Origin of the sequence: Prauserella endophytica, assembly GCF_005146945.1 — a bacterium.
GTDB lineage: Bacteria > Actinomycetota > Actinomycetes > Mycobacteriales > Pseudonocardiaceae > Prauserella_A > Prauserella_A endophytica.
Genome location: NZ_SWMS01000005.1, coordinates 145,078 through 167,290, shown reverse-complemented (window position 1 = coordinate 167,290; position 22,213 = coordinate 145,078). Strand labels below are relative to the sequence as shown.

The 22,213-nt window shown below is 70.8% G+C and carries 18 protein-coding genes; 12 read left to right on the top strand and 6 right to left on the bottom strand.

What is annotated here, in order from left to right; all coding sequences use genetic code 11:
• The first annotated feature begins 24 nt into the window (after nt 1–24).
• Nucleotides 25–1,518: a leucyl aminopeptidase gene (locus FCN18_RS11800; RefSeq protein ID WP_112274998.1), complete on the top strand. Its 1,494-nt coding sequence runs from the start codon at nt 25–27 to the stop codon at nt 1,516–1,518.
• Nucleotides 1,515–2,474 carry an SMI1/KNR4 family protein gene (locus FCN18_RS11795; RefSeq protein WP_137094932.1) on the top strand — a complete coding sequence of 320 codons (960 nt, stop codon included), beginning with the start codon at nt 1,515–1,517 and terminating at the stop codon, nt 2,472–2,474. Before FCN18_RS11800 ends, FCN18_RS11795 begins: the two co-directional genes overlap by 4 nt.
• Before the next feature lie 79 nt (nt 2,475–2,553).
• Here FCN18_RS11795 and FCN18_RS11790 read toward each other — a convergent pair whose 3' ends face one another.
• Nucleotides 2,554–2,913 carry an oxidoreductase gene (locus FCN18_RS11790; RefSeq protein ID WP_170200540.1) on the bottom strand — a complete coding sequence of 120 codons (360 nt, stop codon included), beginning with the start codon at nt 2,911–2,913 and terminating at the stop codon, nt 2,554–2,556.
• Nucleotides 2,914–3,084: 171 nt separating this feature from the next.
• On the opposite strand from FCN18_RS11790, the gene lpdA reads away from it, so the two are divergent.
• The 5 genes from lpdA to lipB all read left to right on the top strand — a co-directional run bounded on the left by lpdA (nt 3,085) and on the right by lipB (nt 8,677).
• A complete protein-coding gene (gene lpdA / locus FCN18_RS11785) occupies nt 3,085–4,458 on the top strand; it encodes a dihydrolipoyl dehydrogenase (RefSeq protein ID WP_137094930.1) in 1,374 nt (457 codons plus the stop codon).
• Nucleotides 4,459–4,514: 56 nt separating this feature from the next.
• Nucleotides 4,515–6,344 (top strand): 2-oxoglutarate dehydrogenase, E2 component, dihydrolipoamide succinyltransferase, encoded by a 1,830-nt coding sequence (gene sucB / locus FCN18_RS11780; RefSeq protein ID WP_137094927.1) that lies wholly within the window; start codon nt 4,515–4,517, stop codon nt 6,342–6,344.
• A 73-nt stretch (nt 6,345–6,417) separates the two neighbouring features.
• Nucleotides 6,418–7,302, top strand: a complete 885-nt coding sequence (locus tag FCN18_RS11775) for a TIGR01777 family oxidoreductase (protein ID WP_113642434.1) — start codon at nt 6,418–6,420, stop codon at nt 7,300–7,302.
• Nucleotides 7,299–7,934: a phosphatase PAP2 family protein gene (locus FCN18_RS11770; RefSeq protein WP_112274990.1), complete on the top strand. Its 636-nt coding sequence runs from the start codon at nt 7,299–7,301 to the stop codon at nt 7,932–7,934. Before FCN18_RS11775 ends, FCN18_RS11770 begins: the two co-directional genes overlap by 4 nt.
• A complete protein-coding gene (gene lipB / locus FCN18_RS11765; protein WP_112274988.1) occupies nt 7,931–8,677 on the top strand; it encodes a lipoyl(octanoyl) transferase LipB in 747 nt (248 codons plus the stop codon). Before FCN18_RS11770 ends, lipB begins: the two co-directional genes overlap by 4 nt.
• Nucleotides 8,678–8,682: 5 nt before the next feature.
• On the opposite strand, the gene FCN18_RS11760 is transcribed toward lipB, so the two are convergent.
• Both FCN18_RS11760 and FCN18_RS11755 read right to left on the bottom strand, forming a co-directional pair.
• Complete coding sequence (locus tag FCN18_RS11760; protein ID WP_137094925.1) at nt 8,683–9,618, bottom strand: LLM class F420-dependent oxidoreductase; 936 nt, start codon at nt 9,616–9,618, stop codon at nt 8,683–8,685.
• A 10-nt stretch (nt 9,619–9,628) separates the two neighbouring features.
• On the bottom strand, nt 9,629–10,258 hold the full coding sequence (locus FCN18_RS11755) for a TetR/AcrR family transcriptional regulator (protein ID WP_112274984.1): 630 nt from the start codon (nt 10,256–10,258) through the stop codon (nt 9,629–9,631).
• Between the two features lie 86 nt (nt 10,259–10,344).
• Between FCN18_RS11755 and FCN18_RS11750 the strand changes: the two genes are divergently transcribed.
• The 4 genes from FCN18_RS11750 (at nt 10,345) to FCN18_RS11735 (ending at nt 13,667) form a co-directional block, all read left to right on the top strand.
• Nucleotides 10,345–10,884, top strand: coding sequence for a hypothetical protein (locus FCN18_RS11750; protein ID WP_112274982.1), 540 nt, complete (start codon nt 10,345–10,347; stop codon nt 10,882–10,884).
• Nucleotides 10,885–10,925: 41 nt separating this feature from the next.
• Entirely contained in the window at nt 10,926–11,882 is a 957-nt protein-coding gene (locus FCN18_RS11745; protein WP_137094923.1) for an oxidoreductase, read from the top strand.
• 36 nt (nt 11,883–11,918) lie between these two features.
• Nucleotides 11,919–12,926, top strand: a complete 1,008-nt coding sequence (gene lipA / locus FCN18_RS11740; RefSeq protein ID WP_112274978.1) for a lipoyl synthase — start codon at nt 11,919–11,921, stop codon at nt 12,924–12,926.
• Nucleotides 12,927–13,025: 99 nt separating this feature from the next.
• The gene (locus FCN18_RS11735; protein WP_112274976.1) at nt 13,026–13,667 is read left to right on the top strand and encodes a DedA family protein; all 642 of its coding nucleotides are present in this window, start codon (nt 13,026–13,028) and stop codon (nt 13,665–13,667) included.
• A gap of 98 nt (nt 13,668–13,765) precedes the next feature.
• Here the strand turns inward: FCN18_RS11735 and FCN18_RS11730 are convergent, their stop codons facing one another.
• Entirely contained in the window at nt 13,766–15,700 is a 1,935-nt protein-coding gene (locus FCN18_RS11730) for an acyl-CoA dehydrogenase family protein (RefSeq protein ID WP_112274974.1), read from the bottom strand.
• 187 nt (nt 15,701–15,887) lie between these two features.
• Here FCN18_RS11730 and FCN18_RS11725 point away from each other — a divergent pair, with 187 nt between their 5' ends.
• Nucleotides 15,888–16,640, top strand: coding sequence for an SIR2 family NAD-dependent protein deacylase (locus FCN18_RS11725; RefSeq protein WP_113642432.1), 753 nt, complete (start codon nt 15,888–15,890; stop codon nt 16,638–16,640).
• A gap of 384 nt (nt 16,641–17,024) precedes the next feature.
• Here FCN18_RS11725 and FCN18_RS11720 read toward each other — a convergent pair whose 3' ends face one another.
• Entirely contained in the window at nt 17,025–18,500 is a 1,476-nt protein-coding gene (locus FCN18_RS11720; protein ID WP_137094921.1) for an MFS transporter, read from the bottom strand.
• 54 nt (nt 18,501–18,554) lie between these two features.
• Nucleotides 18,555–22,133 (bottom strand): DNA polymerase III subunit alpha, encoded by a 3,579-nt coding sequence (gene dnaE, locus FCN18_RS11715; protein WP_112274966.1) that lies wholly within the window; start codon nt 22,131–22,133, stop codon nt 18,555–18,557.
• Nucleotides 22,134–22,213: the final 80 nt, after the last annotated feature.

The following is a 22,213-nucleotide window of genomic DNA, read 5'->3' as shown; positions in this document are numbered from 1 at the left end:
TCGAGACCCGACGAGGAGCCTGACGTGAGCGTGCCGAAGCTTGCCCTGTCCGAGATCACCGAGGCCGCGCTGGGCAAGACCCGCGCCGAGGCCGTCGTGGTCGGCACCGTGCAGGGAGCCAACGGGCTGGAGCTGGCGCCCGGCGCCGACGCCGTGGACGCCGCGCTCGGCGGCACCCTCGTCGACGTGCTGCGGACGCTCGGCGCCACGGGCAAGGCCGAGGAGGTGGTGAAGGTGCCGACGCTGGGCAAGCTGCCCGCGGGCGTCGTGCTCGCCGTCGGCCTCGGCAGGCCGGAGCCGACGCAGGAGCAGGTGCGGCGTGCCGCCGGGGCCTCCGGCCGCGCGCTGGCCGGCACCGCGCGGGCGCTCACCACGCTGTCCGTTGTGGACCTGCAGGCCGCGGTCGAGGGCACGATCCTCGGCGCGTACACCTTCACCGAGTACAAGTCCGAGCCCGGTGACGCCCCGGTGTCCACGGTGGACGTCGCGACGCCCGCCGAGGGCTCCTCGCGCGAGCATCGCGCCACGCTCAAGGCCGCAACCGCCATCGCCGAGTCGGTGCTCACCGCGCGCGATCTGGTGAACACCCCGCCCAACGACCTCTTCCCCGGCTCGTTCGCCGACCGCGCGAAGAAGCTCGCCGAGCAGACCGGCCTCGACATCGAGGTGCTCGACGAGAAGCAGCTCAAGCGCAAGGGCTACGGCGGCATCCTTGGCGTCGGCGGTGGCTCGTCGCGCCCGCCGCGCCTGGTCCGCCTCTCCTACAAGGGCCCGAAGGCGAAGAAGAAGGTCGCGCTGGTCGGCAAGGGCATCACGTTCGACACCGGCGGCATCTCGCTCAAGCCCGCCGCGAACATGGACCACATGACCTCGGACATGTCCGGGGCCGCGGCGGTGCTCGCGTCCGTGGTGCTCGCCGCGAAGCTCAAGTACCCGCTCGAGGTCACCGGTTACCTGCCGCTCGCGGAGAACATGCCGTCGGGAACGTCGTACCGGCCCGGTGACGTGCTGACGATGTACGGCGGCAAGACCGTCGAGGTGCTCAACACCGACGCCGAGGGCAGGCTCGTGCTGGCCGACGCGATCGTGCGGGCGGCCGAGGACGAGCCGGACTACCTGATCGAGACGTCCACGCTCACGGGCGCGCAGATGGTGGCGCTGGGCAACCGCACCCCCGGCATCATGGGCTCCGACGAGTTCCGCGACCGCGTGGCCGCGATCGCGCAGGCCACGGGCGAGAACGGCTGGCCGATGCCGCTGCCGGAGGAGCTGCGCGGCGACCTCGACTCCAAGCTCGCCGACCTCGCCAACGTCACCGGCTCCCGCTGGGGCGGCATGCTCGCCGCCGGGATCTTCCTGCGCGAGTTCGTCGCCGAGGGCCTGCCGTGGGCACACATCGACATCGCGGGCCCGGCCTTCAACACGGGTGGCCCGTGGGGCTACACCGGCAAGGGTGGCACGGGCGTGCCGGTGCGCACGATCGCCGCGGTGCTGGCGGACATCGCCGACAACGGGTGACCGAGGCGGGCGGCTACGCGGACGACGCCGTGCGCAAGGTGCTCACGGCGTCGGACGAGGGCGTCGACGCGGTGATCTCGACCGCGGCCCTGCTGCTGGCTTGCGCCGGGGCGAGCGCCGAGTCCGACCGGCTGGTGCGGCACTGGCTGGCCGCGACCGGCCGTGAGGCGAGCAGGCTCGCGGCGGAGCCACTGGCCGCGCGTGCGTGGGCGATGCTGTTCGCCGCGCGCGGCGAGACGCCGGACTGGGCAGCCGAGCTGACGCCGCTCGACCTCGACGCCGAGGCCGAGGCGCACCGCGCCCACCTCGCCAAGGAGAGCCGGGACCCGCTGCGGGCGCTCGCCGCCGAGGCACAGGCCGCCGCCGAGCGGGGAGACGTCGAGGCCGCCACCGAGGCGCTGGGCAGGTGGGCCGGACGCGCCGGCGAGACGAAGCGGCCGGACGTGGCCACGCTCGCCGCGTGCCGCGACGTCGCGCCGTTGCTCGTCGACGGCGTGCTGACGGTGCCGCAGGAGTGGGCACGGGACTACGCGGGGGCGCTCGTCGCCGCGCTGGGCGTCCGCTACCGGCCGCAGCGCGAGCGCGGCGGCTGGCGGGAGCTGGTCGCCGAGATCATGCGCCTGCGGGGCGAGCCGGGCGCGTTGCCGCCGCCTGCGAGCCCGGCGGCGATCGCGGACGTGGAACGCAGGCTCGGCCGCCCGCTGCCCGCCGGCTACCGCGAGTTCCTGCTGACGTGCGACGGGCTGCGCGCCGACGTGGTGTTCCCCCGCCTGCTCGGTGTCGCCGAGCTGGCTCCGGCCGCCGAGGGGATCACGATCAGCGAGCCCGAGGGGATCACTCTGCGCCCGGACACCGGAGAGGTCGTCGAGTGGGACCCGGTGTTCGGCGTCACCGTCCACCCTGGGATCCGCGCCCTGCTCGAGGAGCACCTACGACTGCTGGAAGCGTCGGCCTAGCCACCGTGCTCAACCGCAGTGAAGGCCACCTTCACTGCGTTGAACGCAGTGAAGGTGGCCTTCACTGCAGTCGGCGAGGTCAGGGTTGCTCTCGGCGGCGCTCGAGGATCTTCTGCCGCTCGGTGTACTCGCGCATGCGCTTCGGGTAGCCCGTGCGGGCGACCTCGTAGACGGGGATCGAGCGCTTGCGGCCGAACTCCTGGGCCGCGCCGAGGCTGCCGATCCGGCGCCGCGTCCACTCCCCGTCATGTGCGACCAGCACCACAGTGGTGTCGGTGACAGTGGTGCGGGGCTCGACATACGCCTCCACTCCACGCCGCGACGCGGCCCATTCCTCCAGGTGCCGGGTGTCGGCCGAGCTGGCCTTTCGCAACGTTCCCGGCTTCGACGGCCCCTTGTTCCTTCTCCGCAGTGAGTCGAACAGCCCCACATCGACCACCTCTCTTCCGGTGTCCCCAACGATCATTATTCCGGGGACGGGGACGACGTGTCCGCCGCATGGGCAGCACTAGCTCGCAAGCCTGTCAGGCGAGGTGACAAGATGAGGTGTGATGAGCGCACCACGGCGCCCGTGTACCCCATCGACACTGCCTGCCGAGGAGTTTGAGAAGTGACCGACGCTGAAGCCGACCTGGTGATCCTGGGTGGCGGATCGGGTGGCTACGCCGCGGCGTTCCGCGCCGCCGAGCTGGGCCTTTCCGTCACGTTGATCGAGAAGGACAAGCTGGGCGGCACCTGCCTGCACCGCGGATGCATCCCGACCAAGGCGCTGCTGCACGCCGCCGAGGTCGCCGACTCGGCCCGCGACGGCGAGCAGTTCGGTGTCAAGTCCGTCTTCGAGGGCGTCGACATGGCCGGCGTCCACAAGTACAAGGACGGGGTCGTCACCCGCCTGTACAAGGGCCTTCAGGGCCTCGCCAAGGCGCACAAGATCAACTACGTGGAGGGCACGGGCACCTTCTCCGGCGGCACCACGGTGACCGTCGACGGTACCCGCTACACGGGCAAGAACGTGGTGCTGGCCACCGGTTCGTACTCCAAGTCGCTGCCCGGCCTCGAACTCGGCGGCCGGATCATGGCCAGCGAGGACGCGCTGAAGCTCGACCACGTGCCCAAGAAGGCCGTGGTGCTGGGCGGCGGCGTCATCGGCGTCGAGTTCGCCAGCGTGTGGGCGTCCTTCGGCACGGAGGTGACCATCGTCGAGGCGCTGCCCCGGCTGGTGCCGAACGAGGACGAGTTCGCTTCCAAGCAGCTCGAGCGCGCGTTCCGCCGCCGCAAGATCGCCTTCAAGACCGGCGTGAAGTTCACCGGCGCCAAGCAGGACGACAACGGCGTGAGCGTGTCGCTCGAGTCCGGCGAGACGCTGGAGGCGGACCTGCTGCTGGTCGCCGTCGGCCGCGGCCCCAACACCGCGGGCCACGGCTACGACGAGGCCGGCGTCCAGATGGACCGCGGCTTCGTGCTCACCGACGACCTGCTGCGTACCAACCTGCCGAACGTCTACGCCGTCGGCGACATCGTGCCCGGCCTGCAGCTCGCCCACCGCGGCTTCCAGCAGGGCATCCTCGTCGCCGAGCACATCGCGGGACTGGACCCGAAGCCCATCGACGAGGCCGGCATCCCCCGCGTCACCTACTCGCACCCCGAGGTCGCGTCCGTCGGCCTCACCGAGGCCACCGCCAAGGAGAAGTACGGCTCGGACGTCACGACGCTGACCTACGACCTGGCCGGCAACGGCAAGAGCCAGATCCTCAAGACCTCCGGCGCTGTGAAGCTGGTCAAGGCCCCGGACGGCCCCGTCGTGGGCCTGCACCTGGTCGGCGACCGCGTCGGCGAGCTGATCGGCGAGGCACAGCTGATCTACAACTGGGAGGCTTTCCCCGAGGACGTCGCCCCGCTCATCCACGCCCACCCGACCCAGACCGAGGCACTCGGCGAAGCGCACCTCGCCCTCGCGGGCAAGCCGCTGCACACGCACGGCTGACGTCAGTCGCCTCAGAACCAGACCACACCAGAAACAGTCAAGGGAGTCAGCGAACGATGGCGTACTCCGTCACATTGCCGGAGCTGGGTGAAAGCGTCACGGAGGGCACCGTCACCCGGTGGTTGAAGCAGGAGGGTGACACGGTCGAGGTGGACGAGCCGCTGCTCGAGATCTCCACCGACAAGGTCGACACCGAGGTCCCCTCCCCCGTCGCCGGCACGGTGCAGAAGATCGTCGCCCGCGAGGACGAGACGGTCGAGGTCGGCGGTGAGCTGGCGGTGATCGACGACGGTTCCGGCGGCGGTGCCGCGGCGCCCGCGCCGCAGGCCGAGGAGGCGCCAGCGCAGCCCGAGCCGCAGGCACAGGCGGAGCCGCAGGCACAGGCCGAGCCGGAGCCTTCCCAGCCCGAGCCGGCCCAGGAGCAGGCCCAGCCCGCGCAGTCCGCCCCCGCCTCGTCGGGCGGCGCGGCCTCCGGCACCCCGGTGACCCTGCCCGAGCTGGGCGAGAGCGTCACCGAGGGCACGGTCACGCGGTGGCTCAAGCAGGTCGGTGACACGGTCGAGGTGGACGAGCCGCTGCTCGAGATCTCCACCGACAAGGTCGACACCGAGGTTCCGTCGCCGGTCGCGGGCACCGTGCTCGAGATCTCGGTGAGCGAGGACGAGACCGTCGAGGTGGGCGGTCAGCTCGCCGTGATCGGTGACGCGAACGCCGCCCCGTCCGCCCCGGCCGAGCCGAAGCAGCCGGAGCCGCAGGCGGCCCCTGAGCCGCCGAAGCAGGAGACCCCGGCCCCGGCTCAGCAGGCACAGCCCGCACCCACCCCGGCTCCGGCTCAGCAAGCCCAGCCCGCACCGGCCGCGCAGCCCGCACCGCAGGCCCAGCCCGCGCAGGAGACCGCTCCGAGCCGGGACGGCGCCGCGTCGCCGTACGTCACGCCGCTGGTGCGCAAGCTGGCCGCAGAGCACGACATCGACCTGGGCAGCCTCACGGGCACCGGCGTCGGTGGGCGCATCCGCAAGCAGGACGTGCTCGCCGCCGTCGAGGAGAAGCAGCGGCAGCAGCCCGCTCCCGCTCCCGCCGCCGCGCAGCCCGCCGCCGCGGCCCCGGCCGCGCAGGCACCGGCCAAGCCGGCCGCCCCGGTGTCGGACTCGGAGAAGGCGGCACTGCGCGGCACCGTGCAGAAGGCCAGCCGCATCCGGCAGATCACGGCCACCAAGACCAGGGAGTCGCTCCAGGTCTCGGCGCAGCTCACGCAGGTGCACGAGGTCGACGTCACCAAGATCGCCAAGCTGCGGCAGCGGGCCAAGGCGGCGTTCCGCGAGCGCGAGGGCGTGAACCTCACGTTCCTGCCGTTCTTCGCCAAGGCCACCGTCGAGGCGCTCAAGCAGCACCCGAACGTCAACGCCTCCTACAACGAGGAGACGAAGGAGATCACCTACCACGGCGCGATCAACCTCGGGATCGCCGTGGACACCGAGCGCGGCCTGCTCTCGGTGGTGATCCACGACGCGGGCGAGCTGAGCCTGGCAGGCCTCGCGCACCGCATCGCCGACCTGGCGGCGCGGGCGCGCAGCAACAAGGTCACCCCCGACGAGCTGACCGGCGGCACGTTCACGATCACCAACATCGGCAGCAACGGCGCCCTGTTCGACACGCCGATCATCGTGCAGCCGCAGTCCGGCATGCTCGGCACCGGCGCGGTCGTGCGGCGCCCGGTCGTGGTCACCGACGCGGACGGCAACGACACCATCGCCATCCGGTCGATGGCCTACCTGCCGCTCACCTACGACCACCGCCTGATCGACGGCGCCGACGCGGGCCGGTTCCTCACGACGATCAAGCAGCGCCTCGAAGAGGGCAACTTCGAGGACGAGCTGGGCCTGTAGCACGTGAGTCCCAGGTGAGGGGCGTCCACCTTTCGGTGGGCGCCCCTTCACTTTGTGTCTTTAAGGTGGGTTCATGCGAGTCGTCGTCGCCGGTTCCAGCGGTCTGATCGGAAGCGCGCTCGTGCCGCGCCTGCGTGAGGCGGGGCACGACGTGCTGCGGCTGGTGCGCCGCGACACCCGCTCCGGCGACGAGCGCAGCTGGGATCCGCCCGCGGGCCGCATCGACCCCGGCACGTTCGACGGCGTGGACGCCGTGGTGAACCTGTGTGGAGCCCCGCTGATCTCCGGCCGCTGGAGCGGGGCCCGCAAGCAGCTGCTCACCGACAGCAGGGTCGAGCCGACCGAGGTGCTCGCCGAGGCCGTCGCCGAGCACGGGATCCCGCTGCTGGTGAACTCATCAGGAGCCCACTACTACGGCGACACCGGCGAGCGCGAGGCCGACGAGTCGCGCCCGGCGGGCCGAGGGTTCCTGCCCGAGCTGTGCGTGGCCTGGGAGGCGGCGACCGCGCCCGCCGTCGAGGCCGGCGCCCGCGTGGTGCTGCTGCGCAACGCGCCCGTGCTCGCCGGCGAGGGCGGGCTGCTTGGCCCGTTGAAGCCGTTGTTCCGGCTCGGCCTCGGCGCCCGGCTCGGCGACGGCAGGCAGTACTTCCCGTGGATCGCCCTGCCCGATCAGGTCGCCGCGATCCGCTTCGTGCTGGAGCACGACGACGTGGCCGGTCCCGTCAACATGGCGGCGCCGGGGGTGGTGACCAACGCGGAGTTCACCAAGGCGCTCGGCCGCGCCGTGAACCGGCCCGCGCCGTGGTGGGTGCCTGGCCCGGCGCTGCGCGTCGCGCTCGGTGAGGCGGCAGAGGAGATGATCCTGACCGGTCCGAGGGCGGTGCCCCGCAAGCTCGTCGACGCGGGCTTCGGCTTCCGGCACTCCGACCTCGGCGAGGCGCTCGCGGCGGTGCTGTGACGGTCCGGCGTTCCCTCGTCCTCGGCGTGCTGCTGCTGGCGGCCTTCGTCGCGCTCGGCGTGTTCGTGAGCGGCTCGCCCGGCGGGCTCGACTCCCTGCTCGGCGACCTGCTCCACGACCGGTGGCGCGGGCCCGCGGGAGTCCTCGCCGAGGCGGTGAGCGCGGTGCTCGGCCCGGTGCTGCCCGTGCTGTTCGCGGTGGCGCTCGCGATCGGAGCCCTCGTGCTGTGGCGGCGCGGCGAAAGGGACAGCGCGGGGACCGTGCTGCGGGTGCTGGTGCTGCTCGTGCTGTGCCGGGCGACGAGCTGGCTCGCGAAGCCGGTCTTCGAGCGGGAACGGCCCCGCGTGTACCCCGACTTCAGCTACCCGAGCGGGCACGTCGTGTCGGTGGCGAGCACGGGCGTGGCCGCCGTGGTGCTGTGCACGCTGCTGGCCGCCCACCTGGTCACCGTGGTGACCCGGGTGGCGGTGGTGTCGACGCTGCTGTGCGCCGCGAGCAGGGTGGTGCTGGACGTGCACTGGCTGACCGACACGGTCGGCGCGGTGCTCGCGGTGAGCGGCGTCGGCCTGCTGTCGGCCGTGGCACTTCGGCTGTTGCCGCCGGTGAGGCGCGGCGTAGCCTCGTCAGCGTGACTGCGAATGCGATCAGGTCCTGCCGCGCCACCACCGACCCCGTCGACGTCCGCGAGATCGGCACGATCGACTACCTGAAGGCGTGGGACCTGCAGCGGGAGTGCGTCAACGCCCGCGCGGACGGCGAGGGCCCCGACACGATGCTGCTGCTGGAGCACCCCTCGGTCTACACGGCGGGCAAGCGAACCCAGCCCGAGGACCGGCCCAAGGACGGCACGCCCGTGATCGACGTCGACCGCGGCGGCCGGATCACCTGGCACGGGCCCGGCCAGCTCGTCGGCTATCCCATCGTCAAGCTCGCCGACCCGATCGACGTGGTGCAGTACGTGCGCCGCCTGGAGGAGGCGCTCATCCACGTGTGCGAGCGGCTCGGTGTCCACACCGGACGGGTCGAGGGCCGCAGCGGCGTGTGGCTGCCGGCCGACGACCGGGGCCCGGAGCGCAAGATCGCCGCGATCGGCATCCGCGTGCAGCGCGGCGTCACCATGCACGGCTTCGAGCTCAACTGCAACGCCGACATGAGCGCCTTCGACAAGATCGTGCCCTGCGGCATCAGCGACGCGGGCACGACCTCGCTGTCGGCGGAGCTGGGCCGCGACGTGACCGTGGCCGAGGCGCTGCCGCTGGCCCGCGAGGCGGTGCTCGCGGCGCTGGAGGGCGAGCTGGCCGTCAGCGACGACCGCTGGCTGCCGCGCCCGCAGACCCCCAGCGCCCCCGGAGTCACATTCGCGCTCCAGAACTAGCGGAACTAGTCGAGCTGGCGCGCGACCTCGGACGCGATCAGCTCGAGGTGGTCCAGGTCGGAGAGGTCCAGAACCTGCAGGTACAGGCGCGTGATGCCGGTCTTCTCCCGCCAGGCGCCAATGGTCTCCACGGCCTGTGCCGGGGTGCCCGCGACGCCGTTCTCGCGCAGCTCGGGAACCCGGCGGCCGATGGCGTCGGCGCGGCGTGACACCTCGGCGTCGTCGCGGCCGACGGCCACCACGAGCGCCGCCGAGCGCACGATCTCCTTGGGATCGCGGCCCTCCGCCGCCGCGGCCTGTTCCACCCGGTCGAACTGGGCGAGCGCGACCTCGGGGCTGTTGAACGGGATGTTGAACTCGTCGGCGTAGCGCGCGGCGAGCTCCGGCGTGCGCTTCTTGCCGGTGCCGCCGAGCACCACGGGCGGCCTTGGCCGCTGTGCGGGCTTGGGCAGCGCGGGCGCGCCGTCGAGGGTGTAGTGCTCGCCGCGGAAGGAGAACGTCTCACCCTCCGGCGTCTCCCACAGCCCGGTGATGATCGCCAGCTGCTCGGCGTAGCGGTCGAAGCGCGTCTTCATGTCCGGCAGCTCGAAGCCGTAGGCGGTGTGCTCGTCGGCGAACCAGCCGGAGCCGAGGCCGAACTCGACCCGGCCGCCCGACATCTGGTCGACCTGCGCCACGGAGATCGCCAGCGCCGACGGGTGCCGGAAGGTCGCGGCGGTGACCAGCGTGCCGAGCCGGATGCGGCTGGTCTCCCTGGCCAGCCCGCCGAGCGTGACCCACGCGTCGGTGGGGCCCGGCAGACCGGAGACCGACCCCATCTTGAGGTAGTGGTCGGACCGGAAGAAGGCATCGAATCCAGCGTCCTCGGTCGCCTTGGCGACCCGGAGCAAATCGTCGTAGGAAGCGCCCTGCTGGGGCTCGGTGAAGATCCTCAGTTCCACGCCAACGAGCCTAACGGCGTACTTGCTCCAGCAAGCTCACGATCACCTGTTCCACTTCGGCGCCGACCTTCTCGGGCTCCGGCGAGCTCGCGATCTCGGTGGCGGCGCTGGAGAGCGCGCCGAACAGCAGCCGGGAGGTGATCTCCACGGGCACCTGGACCACCTCGCCCGCGTCGATGAGGTCCTGCAGCGCCGACCGGATGAGCCCGAAGCTGTAGCGGTCCTCCGCCTCGCGCCAGCGCTGCCAGCCCATCACGACGGGAGCCTCGTGGATGGCGATGCGCTGGTACGCGGGGTCCAGGCAGCTGGCGATGAACTCACGCAGGCCCTTCAGCGCGCGCTCCCAGGGCCGTTCCGGGCCGGTCATGATCTTCTCCAGGCGGCCCTTCACCTCGGTCTCCACCGCGTCGAACGCGGCCTCGAACACCGCCTGCTTACCACTGAAATGGTGGTAGAGCGCGCCCTTGGTCACCCTGGCCCGCCTGGCGATCTCGTCGAGGGAGGTGCCTGCGTAGCCGCGCTTGGTGAACAGCTCGATGGCGCTGTCGACGAGGGCACCGCGGGTGGACTCCGAATAGTCTTCTCGCCTGGACCTCGTTGTCACCACCCTCACAACTCTACGCGCGTTTCCAGCGCCCATACCGGTGGTATGTTGTGCGTGTCAGGTCCGTACCGGGAGTATGCCGCAAACCGTCGTATGACCCGCGTCACGGGAGGGGACAGGCCATGAGCTGGAACGACTTCTATCGCAGGCGCGACATCATCGACGCCGTGCTGAAGCAGGCGGCGCGCAACCCTCGGGCCGAGCTGCCGTTCGCGGAGATCGCCGGCGCGCGGGAGGCGTTCGGCAGCGAGGAACAGCTGCTGCTCGCCCTGCAGTACAAATGGACGCAGGTGCTCACGGGCAAGCTGCGCGCCGAGGTCGCGGGCCCCGAGGACGCCTACGACGTCCCCGGCGGCGAGCCCGACCACGTCGACGCCGTGGCTCGCGCGTGGCGCACCGCCGCCAGGGAGAACGCCGCGCTGCGGGCCGTGCTCGACGCGGGCGTCGACCGTTATCCGGCGCTGCGCAAGGCGTACGAGGCCGAGCTGCGCATGCTCGCGGTCACGGCCGCGCTGGCGGAGCCGCACGAGCCGCGCGACGAGGTGACGCGGGTCGGCGAGGCCTTCGTCTCGCTGCTGCGAGCGCGCACCGACCACCTCACGGCGGGCAGGCGCGCCAACCCGATGGGACAACTGCTGCGCAAGCTGGCCCCCACCGCGTAGCCGTGTTGGCAGCGCGCCAGCACGGGTGGTTAGCTGTCGCCATGGCTACCGAGGCTGGGCAGTGGAGCGAGGCCGACATCGGGGACCAGACCGGCCGCACGGTGCTGGTCACCGGGGCCAACTCGGGCCTGGGGCTGCGGACCGCGCAGGTGCTGGCCGAGCACGGCGCGAAGGTGCTGCTGGCGTGCCGGTCGCCGGAACGTGGCGCGAAAGCGCTGCGGGACGTCGCCGCGCGGTCGGCCACGAAGCCCGTGCTCGTCTCGCTCGACCTCGCCGACCTCGCCTCCGTGCGGGACGCCGCGGCGACGGTCAGGGAGCTCACCCGCGACTCGCTCGACGTGCTCGTGAACAACGCGGGCCTGATGGGCGCCCCCAGAGGGCTCACGCGCGACGGCTTCGAAACCCAGTTCGGCACCAACCACCTCGGCCACACCGCGCTCACCTGGCTGCTCATGCCGGCGCTGCGCGGCGCCGACGCGGCCAGGGTGGTCACCGTGTCGAGCCTCGCGGCCACCGGCGGCGGGATCGACCTCGCCGACCCCAACTTCGAACGGCGCCGCTACAACCCGGCGAAGGCCTACTCACAGGCCAAGCTCGCCAACCAGGTCTTCGCGCTCGAGCTCGACCGGCGCCTGCGGGCGGCGGGCGAACCGGTGCTGAGCGTGGCCGCCCACCCGGGCTACAGCCGCAGCGAGCTCGGCTCCACCATGGCCAGGTCACAGGGCAACGCCGTGGTCAGGCGGGTACTCGGCACCGGCATCCGGCTCGGCGAGCTGCTGATCGCGCAGGACGTGCGCATGGGCGCGCTGCCGCAGCTGCGGGCGGCCACCGCGCCCGACGTGAACGGCGGCGACTACTTCGGCCCGCGCGGCCCCGGCGGCCTGCGAGGCCACCCCGTGCGGGTCCGGCCGCTGCGGTCGGCGCTGGACCCGGCATTGGGCACGGGACTGTGGGAGCTCACGGCGAAGTTGACGGGCGTCACCCCTGATCCGGCTTAGGTTGATCGCCCGTTTCCGGGGCGTAGTGTGGGGGCCGTGACTGTTGTGCCGGAAGGTCGGAAGCTGCTGCGGCTCGAGGTTCGCAACAGCCAGACGCCGATCGAGAAGAAGCCGTCGTGGATCAAGACCCGTGCGCGCATGGGCCCGGAGTTCACCGAGCTGAAGGGTCTGGTCCGCCGCGAGGGCCTGCACACCGTGTGCGAGGAGGCCGGCTGTCCCAACATCTACGAGTGCTGGGAGGACCGCGAGGCCACGTTCCTGATCGGTGGCGAGCAGTGCACCCGGCGGTGTGACTTCTGCCAGATCGACACCGGCAAGCCCGCCGAGTTCGACCGCGACGAGCCGCGCAGGGTCGCCGAGAGCGTGCAGGCGATGGGCCTGCGCTACTCCACGGTCACCGGCGTCGCCCGAGACGACCTCGAGGACGGCGGCGCGTGGCTCTACGCCGAGACCGTCCGTCAGATCCACGCGCTCAACCCCGGCACCGGCGTCGAGCTGCTGATTCCCGACTTCAATGCCGAGCCCGGCCAGCTGGCCGAGGTGTTCGGCTCTCGGCCCGAGGTGCTCGCGCACAACCTGGAGACCGTGCCGCGGATCTTCAAGCGCATCCGTCCCGGCTTCCGCTACGAGCGGTCGCTGGAGGTCATCACCCGCGCGCGGGAGGCCGGGCTGGTCACCAAGTCCAACCTGATCCTCGGCATGGGTGAGACGCCGGAGGAGGTCGTGGACGCGATGCGCGATCTCGTCGAGGCGGGCTGCGAGATCCTCACGATCACCCAGTACCTGCGGCCCTCGCCCCGGCACCACCCGGTGGACCGCTGGGTCAAGCCCGAGGAGTTCGTCGAGCACACCGCCGTCGCCGAGTCGCTCGGGTTCGCCGGCGTGATGGCCGGTCCGCTGGTGCGCTCGTCGTACCGCGCGGGCAAGCTGTACGCGCAGACCAAGGCCCACCGCGGCGAGGAGCTGCCCGCGAACCTGGAGCACCTCGCCACCGCCCAGCCGGCCGCGCAGGAAGCCAGCAGCGTCCTCGCTCGCCAGTCCTGAGTCACCTGGAAATCGGGGAGATCCCCGACCCCGGGTGGACCGGACAGACGCTACTGTCGTCTCAGGGGTTGACGGGGACGACACACAAGGGGAACGCACGTGGTTACCGACCTGCTCGAATGGCTGCAGAGCCTGCCGCAGCCCGCCCTCGTGGGCGCGACCGGCCTGCTCGTGCTCCTCGAGTGCACCATCGGACTCGGGTTCATCGCCCCCGGCGAGTCAGGGCTGCTGATCGCGGCCACCACGGCCAACACCGTGCCGAGGTTCCTGGTCCTGTGGGCGGTGGTCACCGTGTGCGCGGCGATCGGCGACTCGATCGGCTACGCGATCGGGCGGCGGTTCGGGCCACGGTTGCGTGACACCAAGCTCATCCGGCGCTACGGCACCGACGCGTGGGACAAGGCGACCGGCATCCTCCAGCGGCGGGGCGCCTGGGCGGTGTTCTTCGCGCGGTTCCTGCCGGTGGTGCGCACCCTCACGCCCGCGGCAGCGGGCACGTCGGGTCTGCCGTACCGCAAGTTCGCGCCAGCCGCGGCGTCGGGCGCGCTCTGCTGGTCGGCGCTGCACATCGGCATCGGCGCCGCGCTCGGTGAGGCGGCCAAGCGCGTCGAGGGGATGCTGAGCACGGGCGGCATGATCGTGGTCGGCGTGCTCGCGGTGGTGGGCGTCTTCTTCCTGATCCGCTACAAGAAGAAGAAGGCCCTCGCCCCGGCGACCCCGGAGCCCGCCGAAGACAAGTAACCCGACTGTCCCCCAAGGCCACCTTTGTTGCGCTGAACGCAACAAAGGTGGCCTTGGGGGCGGATGGACAGGCGGTGAGGGCTCCGTTCGCGGTCGGGCTACTTCGTGGGTGGCAGATGGCGGCGGGCCACGTTCTCGGCGGTCGAGGCGCCCGCTCGCCAGTCGGAGATCCACGGGCCGGTGCCCTCGCTCGGGTCGAGAACGCCCTCTTCCAGCCACGTGTAACCGCCGGCGAGCACCGACCTCGTCAGCACCCGGTCGGCCGCGTCGGTGTTGGCCCACAGCGCATGGAACAGCCGCTCGATGCGCAGCCGTGACTGGCGGCAGAAAACGTCCGCCAGCGCGTGGGCCGCCTCGCCCCGCTCGACGTCGTCCGCGCGCTGCATCTCCGCACGCACGCACGTCGCCGCCATGGCGAACAGCTCGGCCCCGATGTCGACGATCCGCGCCAGGAAGCCCTGCCGCTGCTCGAGCCCCGCCTGCCAGCGCGCCATGCCGTAGAACGTCGATCGGGCCAGCTTCCTTGCCGTGCGCTCCACGAACCGCAGGTGCCCCGCCAGCCTGCCGAACTCGGTGAACGACGTCGGCACCTGGCCCTTGCCGGTCACGAGCTGCGGCAGCCACTTCGCGTAGAAGCCGCTCGCCTTCGCCGCGGCGCTCGCCTTGCTCTTGAGATCGGCCTCGGCGTCGGCGAGGTCACCGGCCGCGGCCAGGTGCGCGTCGACGGCCTCGCGCGCGATGAGCAGGCGCATGATCTCCGAGGAGCCCTCGAAGATGCGGTTGATCCGCAGGTCGCGGACCAGCTGCTCCACCGGCACGGCCCGCTCGCCCCGCGCGGCGAGCGACTCGGCCGTCTCGTAGCCGCGGCCGCCCCGGATCTGCATCAGCTCGTCGGCGACCACGCACGACATCTCGCTGGCCCACAGCTTCGCGAGCGCGGCCTCGATGCGGATGTCGTTGCGGCCCTCGTCGGCCATGTGCGCCGACAGCTCCACCACGGCCTCCAGTGCGTACGCCGTGGCCGCCACGAACGAGATCTTGTTGGCCACCGCCTCGTGCTCGCCGACCGGCTTGCCCCACTGGACCCGCTCGGCCGACCACTCCCGCGCGATCTTGAGCGCCCACTTCGCCGCGCCCGCACACGACGCGGGCACAGACAGCCTGCCCGTGTTGAGCGTGGCGAGTGCGATCTTGAGTCCCTTGCCCTCGCCGCCGATCACGTTCTCCTTCGGCACGCGCACCTGGTGGAAACGCGTCACGCCGTTCTCGATGCCGCGCAGGCCCATGAACCTGTTGCGCCGCTCGACCGTGATGCCCGGCGAGTCGGCCTCCACGACGAACGCCGTGACCCCGCCGCGGTGGCCCTCGCTCTTGGGCACGCGCGCCATCACGACGAGCAGCTCGGCGACGACGCCGTTGGTGGTCCACAGCTTCACGCCGTCGAGCAGGTACGCCTCGCCGTCCTCAGTGGGCACGGCCGAGGTCGCCAGCCGCGCCGGGTCGGAGCCGACGTCGGGCTCGGTGAGCAGGAACGCCGACACCGCGCCCTTCGCGCACCTCGGCAGGAATCGCTCCTTCTGCTCGGAAGTGCCTGCCAGCTTGAGCGGTTCGGGCACGCCGATGGACTGGTGGGCCGAGAGCAGCACGCTGAGTGTGGAGTGGACGGACCCGACCAGCATGAGGGCCTGGTTGTAGGCGACCTGCGTGAGCCCGAGCCCGCCGTACGACTCGGGGATCTTGATGCCGAAGCAGCCGAGCTCGGCCAGCCCCTTCACGTACTCGTCGGGTATGCGCGCCTCGCGTTCGATCACGGCGGGGTCGAGGGTCCGGCAGTAGTCGCGCAGCCGGGTCAGGAACTTCTCGGCCTTCGCGGAGTCCTCGGCGGTGGGCCGCGGATGGGGATGCACGAGGTCGAGCCGGAAGCGCCCGAGGTACAGCTCCTTGGCGAAGGACGGCTTCTGCCAGCCGCTCTCCCTCGCCTCCTCGGCAACGGCCCTGGCTTCCTTCTCCGTCACCTTCGGTTGGTCGACCATCGGCCCTCCTCGTGGGTCGGCGCGAGTCTGTCAATCACATGTGACCAGTGTTACTCATCGGTAGCGGATCCGAAACCCCGGCAGACTCCCGCGACCGTGGCCATCGGCGGCGAAGGCCCGCAGGCCGCCAGCCCGGTCACCCCGGGCCCGCCCTGCACCGGGCCCTCCTCAGGGCATCATGGGGTGCATGGACACCGCCGAGGAGCTGCGCCATGCCCGGGAACTGGTGGCGAGCGCCGGCCGCATCGTCGCCATGACCGGCGCCGGCATCTCCACCGACTCCGGCATCCCCGACTTCCGGGGGCCGAACGGCGTGTGGACGAAGGATCCCGCTGCCGAGAAGCTGTCGAACCTGCGGTCGTACGTGGGCAGCAAGGAGGTTCGCGAGCAGAGCTGGCAGGCCCGCACTCGGCACCCGGGCTGGGAGGCGAAGCCGAACGCGGCGCACCTGGCGTTCGTCGACCTCGAACGCCAGGGACGCCTTTCCGCGATCATCACGCAGAACATCGACGGGCTGCACCAGAAGGCGGGCTCCGCGCCCGGCAAGGTCATCGAGCTGCACGGGACGATGTTCGAGACGGAGTGCCTCGGCTGCTCGGACCGGCGTGACATGCGGGAGACGCTCGCGCGCGTGCGCGCGGGCGAGACCGATCCGCCGTGCGAACTCTGCGGCGGCATCCTGAAGTCGGCCACGATCTCGTTCGGTCAGGCGCTGGACGCCGACGTGCTGGAGCGAGCCCGCGTCGAGGCCGTGTCGTGCGACCTGATGCTCGCGGCGGGCACGTCGCTCACCGTGCACCCCGCCGCTGGCCTCGTCGGGCTCGCGGCGAGCGCGGGGGCGACGGTGATCGTGTGCAACGCCTCGGAGACGCCCTACGACGCCCACGCGGCGGCGGTGCTGCGCGGCCCGCTCGGCGAGGTGCTACCCGCCCTGGTGTGACGGCTCGCGCTCGCCGTGGGTCGCGATCACCACCGCGGCGACGAGCGCCGCCACGATCCCGGCGGCCACATCCCAGCACGTCTGGCCATACGGCGCGAGCGCAGTCCCGGGCGGGCCCGGCCCCTACCATCCAGGGCCCACCCGGGCGGTGCCTTCGTACTCGCCAACGGCCCCCCGCGGCCGTCGGTCAGCGTTGGTCGATGAGGGTGACTCTGGGTGTTCGAGTCACGCATTCTCGAACGGCCCAGCGTTCTTACTCGGTTTACAGTCCCATCCCCGGATCATCCACCGATTTGCCACGCTAGGTAGCCGAAACCCTCACGGAAGGCACAGGTAAACGTCTACCCGGTTGCTCTCCGTAACACCAGATCGCGCGCGCCAACGTCACTCCAATGGACCAGCGTTCGTCACACTGGGTGCTTTTTCGGATAGACGACGGTGAGGATGCCGCCGGGCATCCACGATCGCGAGCAGGAGCGCGGCGGCCGTGAACGCCACCGAGCACGCCATCGCGTAGCCGAGCGCGGCAGGGTAGTTCTCCCCCGCGCCGGTGATGCCGGTGTGGAAGACCGAACCGAGCACGGCGACGCCGAGTGCGGTGCCGAGCCGCTGCCCGGTCTGCAGCGCGCCGCCCGCGACACCCGCCATGCGGGTCGGCACGCGGTCGAGCGTTAGCGTGGTGTTCGGCGAGATCACCATGCCCCCGCCCAGGCCCGCGACGAGCAGTGGAGCGGCCACCGCGTAGCCGATCGCCTGTTCCGGCACGAGCGGGACGAGCACCGCGACGACGCCGAGGCCGGCCGCGACCAGACTCAGCCCGGTGACCGTGAGGCGCCTGCCCCACCTCTGCACGAGCCTGCCCGCGATCGCGGCCGAGACGGCGGAGCCGAGCGCGAACGGCGTCACCAGCAGCCCGGACTCCAGCGGCGAGTAGCCGAGGCCCTGCTGGAAGAACATCGCGAACACCAGCCACATGCCGGCGAAGCCGCAGAAGTACGTGGCGCCGATGGCCGCGCCGATCGCGTACCCGGGGGTCTCGGTGTAGAGCCGCGGGTCCAGCAGCGGCGCGCGGTCCGTGCGCACCAACCGTTTCTCCCACCGCACGAACAGGTACCCGAGCCCGACGGCGAGCGGGAACAGCCACCACAGGCGGCTGATGCCGCCCTGTTCCGACTGCACGAGCGGAAGCAGGACGCCCAGCACGGCCAGACCGAGCAGCACCATGCCGGTGAAGTCGAGCCGGGAGCGTACGGGCGTGTCGCCGCGGGGCGCCTTCGGCAGCAACCGGGCGGCGAGGACGAGCGCGACGAGCCCGATCGGCACGTTGACGTAGAAGACCCACCGCCAGCCCGTCCCCGCCCCGAATGCGGCGATGATCAGTCCGCCCAGCACGGGTCCCACGGCGGTCGAGATGCCCACCGTGGCGCCGAACATGCCGAACGCCCTGCCCCGCTCGGCGCCGTGGAAAAGCTCCTGGATCAGGCCGCTGTTCTGCGGCGTGAGCATCCCGGCGGCGACGCCCTGTAGCAGCCGTGCGACCACGAGCATCCCCTCGTTGACGCTCGCGCCCGCGAGCGCGCTCGTGGCGATGAACGCCGAGAGGGCGATGAGGAACATCCGGCGCCTGCCGAACGCGTCGCCCAGCCGCCCGCCGGTGACGAGCACCAGGCCGAACGCGAGCGCGTAGCCCGACACCACCCACTGCACGCCCGCGACCGACGCACCGAGCCCGCTCTGGATCGACGGCAGCGCGACGTTGACGATGCTGACGTCGAGCAGGGACATGAACCCCGCGGCGAGGGTGACGGCGAGCGCCCGCCAGCGGCGCGGATCGGGCTCTTGGCTGTCGACTGGACTCATCCTGGCCACGTTATGACCATTGCCCCGGCCCGGCCGCGGGAGCCGGAGGCGGTGTCAGGAGCTCGCCGTGATGCCGGGGATGCCCTTGAGCTCGCCCATGAGCATCGAGCTGACCTTCACCGGGTAGTCGTAGAGCGCGAACACGGTCTCGCGCTGCTTGCCCATCAGCTTGAGCCGCACGGGAGTGTCGCCGCGGTGGGCCTGCAGCGTCTGCTTGAGCTCGGTGACCACGCTCTGGTTGAGCTTCTCCGCCGAGGCCAGCAGCATCAGCGGCGGCTCGTCGTCACCGGGGCCGATGTCGGAGAGGTCGAGCGGGATCAGCCCGCCGCCGAAGACCGACATCTTGTCCTCGCGCCAGTTGACCCGGCCCTTGACCACCACCGCGTTGTCCTCCACCAGATCGGCGGCGAACAGCGCGTAGGACTTCGGGAAGAACAACACCTCCAGCGAGGCGTCCATGTCCTCCACCGTGCAGATCGCCCACGGCTCGCCCTTCTTGTTCACCCGCCGCTCCAGCGAGGTGATCAACCCGGCGATCTCGATCTCCCCCTCCTTCGGAGGATCCGCCAGTATCGCCGCGATCGGCCGCTTCGCGTGCTTGCGCAGCACCCGCTCCGCCCCGTCCAGCGGATGCGCCGACACGTACAGGCCCAGCATCTCCCGCTCGTAGCCCAGCAGCTGCTTGCGCGGGTACTCCTGCTCGTCGAACTTCAGATGCGCCAACGGCGAGGACGCCGCCACCGGCGCCGTGTCGTCCCCGCCCCCGAACAGGTCGAACTGGCCCATCGCCTCCTGCCGCTTGAGCGGCACCACCGCCTCGACCGCGTCCTCGTGCAACTGCACCATCGACAACCGGGTGTTGCCCAGCGAGTCGAACCCACCCGCCTTGATCAGCGACTCCAGCACCCGCTTGTTGCACACCACCAGCTCCGACTTGTCCAGAAAGTCGGTGAAGCTGGAGTACTTGCCCTTCTCCTCGCGGGTCTTGATGATCGACTCCACCACGTTGGCGCCCACGTTGCGCACCGCGCCCAAACCGAACCGGATGTCGTCGCCGACCGCGGCGAACCGCATCCCCGACTCGTTCACATCCGGCGGCAGCACCTTGATCCCCAGCCGGCGGCACTCCGACAGATACACCGCCGACTTGTCCTTGTTGTCCCCCACCGACGTCAGCAACGCCGCCATGTACTCAGCCGGATAGTTCGCCTTGAGGTACGCGGTCCAGTACGCGATCAGGCCGTAGGCGGCGGCGTGACTCTTGTTGAACGCGTAACCGGCGAAGGGGAGGATCGTGTCCCACAGCGCCTGGATGGCCTCGTCGGAGAACCCGCCGGGCACGATCTCGCTGGCCTTCATGCCGGCGTGGAAGCCCTCGAACTCCTTCTCGAGCACTTCCTTCTTCTTCTTGCCCATCGCGCGGCGCAGCACGTCCGCGCGGCCCATGGAGTAGCCGGCGACCTTCTGCGCGATCTGCATGATCTGCTCCTGATAGACGATCAGGCCGTAGGTCTCGGCCAGGATCTCCTTCAGGGGCTCTTCCAGTTGCGGATGGATGGGCTTGATCTGCTGCCGGTTGTTCTTGCGGTCGGCGTAGTCGTTGTGGGCGTTCATGCCCATCGGGCCGGGGCGGTACAGCGCGAGGACGGCGACGATGTCCTCGAAGCCGGTGGGCTGCATGCGGCGCAGCAGGTCGCGCATGGCGCCACCGTCGAGCTGGAACACGCCGAGCGTGTCACCGCGGCCCAGCAGCTTGTACGCCTCGACGTCGTCGAGACCGAGGCGGTCGAGGTCGATCTCCTCGCCGCGGTTGGACTTGATGTTGTCGAGCGCGTCGCCGATGACGGTGAGGTTGCGCAGCCCGAGGAAGTCCATCTTCAACAGGCCGATGGCCTCACACGACGGGTAGTCCCAGCCCGTGATGATCGAGCCGTCGTCGCGCTGCCACAACGGGATCGCGTTGGCCAGCGGCTCACTGGACATGATGACCGCGCAGGCGTGCACGCCCGCGTTGCGGATCAGGCCCTCCAGGCCGCGCGCGGTGTTGAAGATCGTCGAGACCTCTTCGTCGGTCTCGATCAGCGTGCGGACCTCGGCGGCCTCGCCGTAGCGCTCGTGCTCGGGGTCGACGATCCCGGACAGCGGGATGTCCTTGGCCATGATCGGCGGGGGGAGCGCCTTGGAGATCTTGTCGGCGATCGAGTAGCCCGGCTGGCCGTAGTGCACTCGCGCCGAGTCCTTGATGGCGGCCTTGGTCTTGATGGTGCCGAAGGTGATCACCTGGGCGACCTTGTCGGCGCCGTACTTCTCCGTCGCGTAGCGGATCATCTCGCCGCGACGGCGGTCGTCGAAGTCGATGTCGATATCCGGCATCGAGGTGCGCTCGGGGTTGAGGAACCGCTCGAACAGCAGCTTCTGCGGGATCGGGTCCAGGTTGGTGATACCCAGCGCGTAGGCCACGAGCGCGCCCGCGGCCGACCCCCGGCCGGGCCCCACCAGGATGCCCACGTCGCGGGCGTGCTGGATGAGGTCGGCGACGATCAGGAAGTAGGCCGGGAAGCCCTTCTGCACGATGACGTCGAGCTCGTACTTCGCGCGCTCCTCGTACCCGTCGGGGATCCCGTCCGGAAAGCGCCAGTGCAGGCCCTCCTGGACCTTGTGCCGCAGCCAGGACGCCTCGTCATGGCCCTCGGGCACCGTGAAGACCGGCATCCGGTCCTTGTGGGTGTAGACGTCCTCGTACGACTCCACCCGCTCGGCGATCAGCAAGGTGGAATCCGCCGCCCCCGGGACCTCCTTGTCCCAGTACTCGCGCATCTCCTGCGCCGACTTCAGGTAGTAACCATCACCGTCGAACTTGAACCGGTTCGGGTCGTTGAGCGTCTTGCCCGACTGCACACACAGCAACGCCGAATGCGAGTCCGCCTGATCCTTGGTCACATAGTGGGAGTCGTTGGTCGCCAGCGGCCGCAGATTCAGCTGCCTGCCGATCTCCAGCAACCCCTCCCGCACCGACCGCTCGATCGGCAACCCGTGATCCATCAACTCCAGGAAGAAGTTCTCCGCCCCGAAGATGTCCTTGTAATCCGACGCCGCCTGCAGCGCCTCGGCCTTCTGCCCCAGCCGCAACCGCGTCTGCACCTCGCCCGACGGGCACCCCGTCGTGGCGATGATCCCCTCCGCGTTCTCCGCGATCAGCTCCCGGTCCATCCGCGGCTTGCGGTAGTAGCCCTGGATCGAGGCCAGCGACGACAGCTTGAACAGATTCCGCAGCCCCGTGGCGTTGGCCGCCAGCATCGTCATGTGCGTGTACGCACCACCACCGGAGACGTCGCCGCCCTCACCGAACTCGTCCGCGCCCCGCTGGCTCGACTGCCCCCAGAACACCGGCTTTTTGTGAAACCGCGACTCCGGCGCGATGTACGCCTCGATCCCGATGATCGGCTTGATCCCGGCCTTCTTCGCCTGCTGGTAGAACTCATCCGCCCCGTACATGTTGCCGTGGTCGGTCATCCCCACCGCCGGCATCTCCAACCGGGACGCCTCCGCGAACAGCGGAGCGATCTTCGCCGCACCATCGAGCATCGAATACTCGGTGTGCACATGCAGGTGGACGAAGGAATCGTTCGACACCAGCGAAAACCTCCCCTTGACGAGACCGTCAGACGCGCCGCGAACTCCAGGGCTCCACCCTAGACCGCACCCCCGACAGA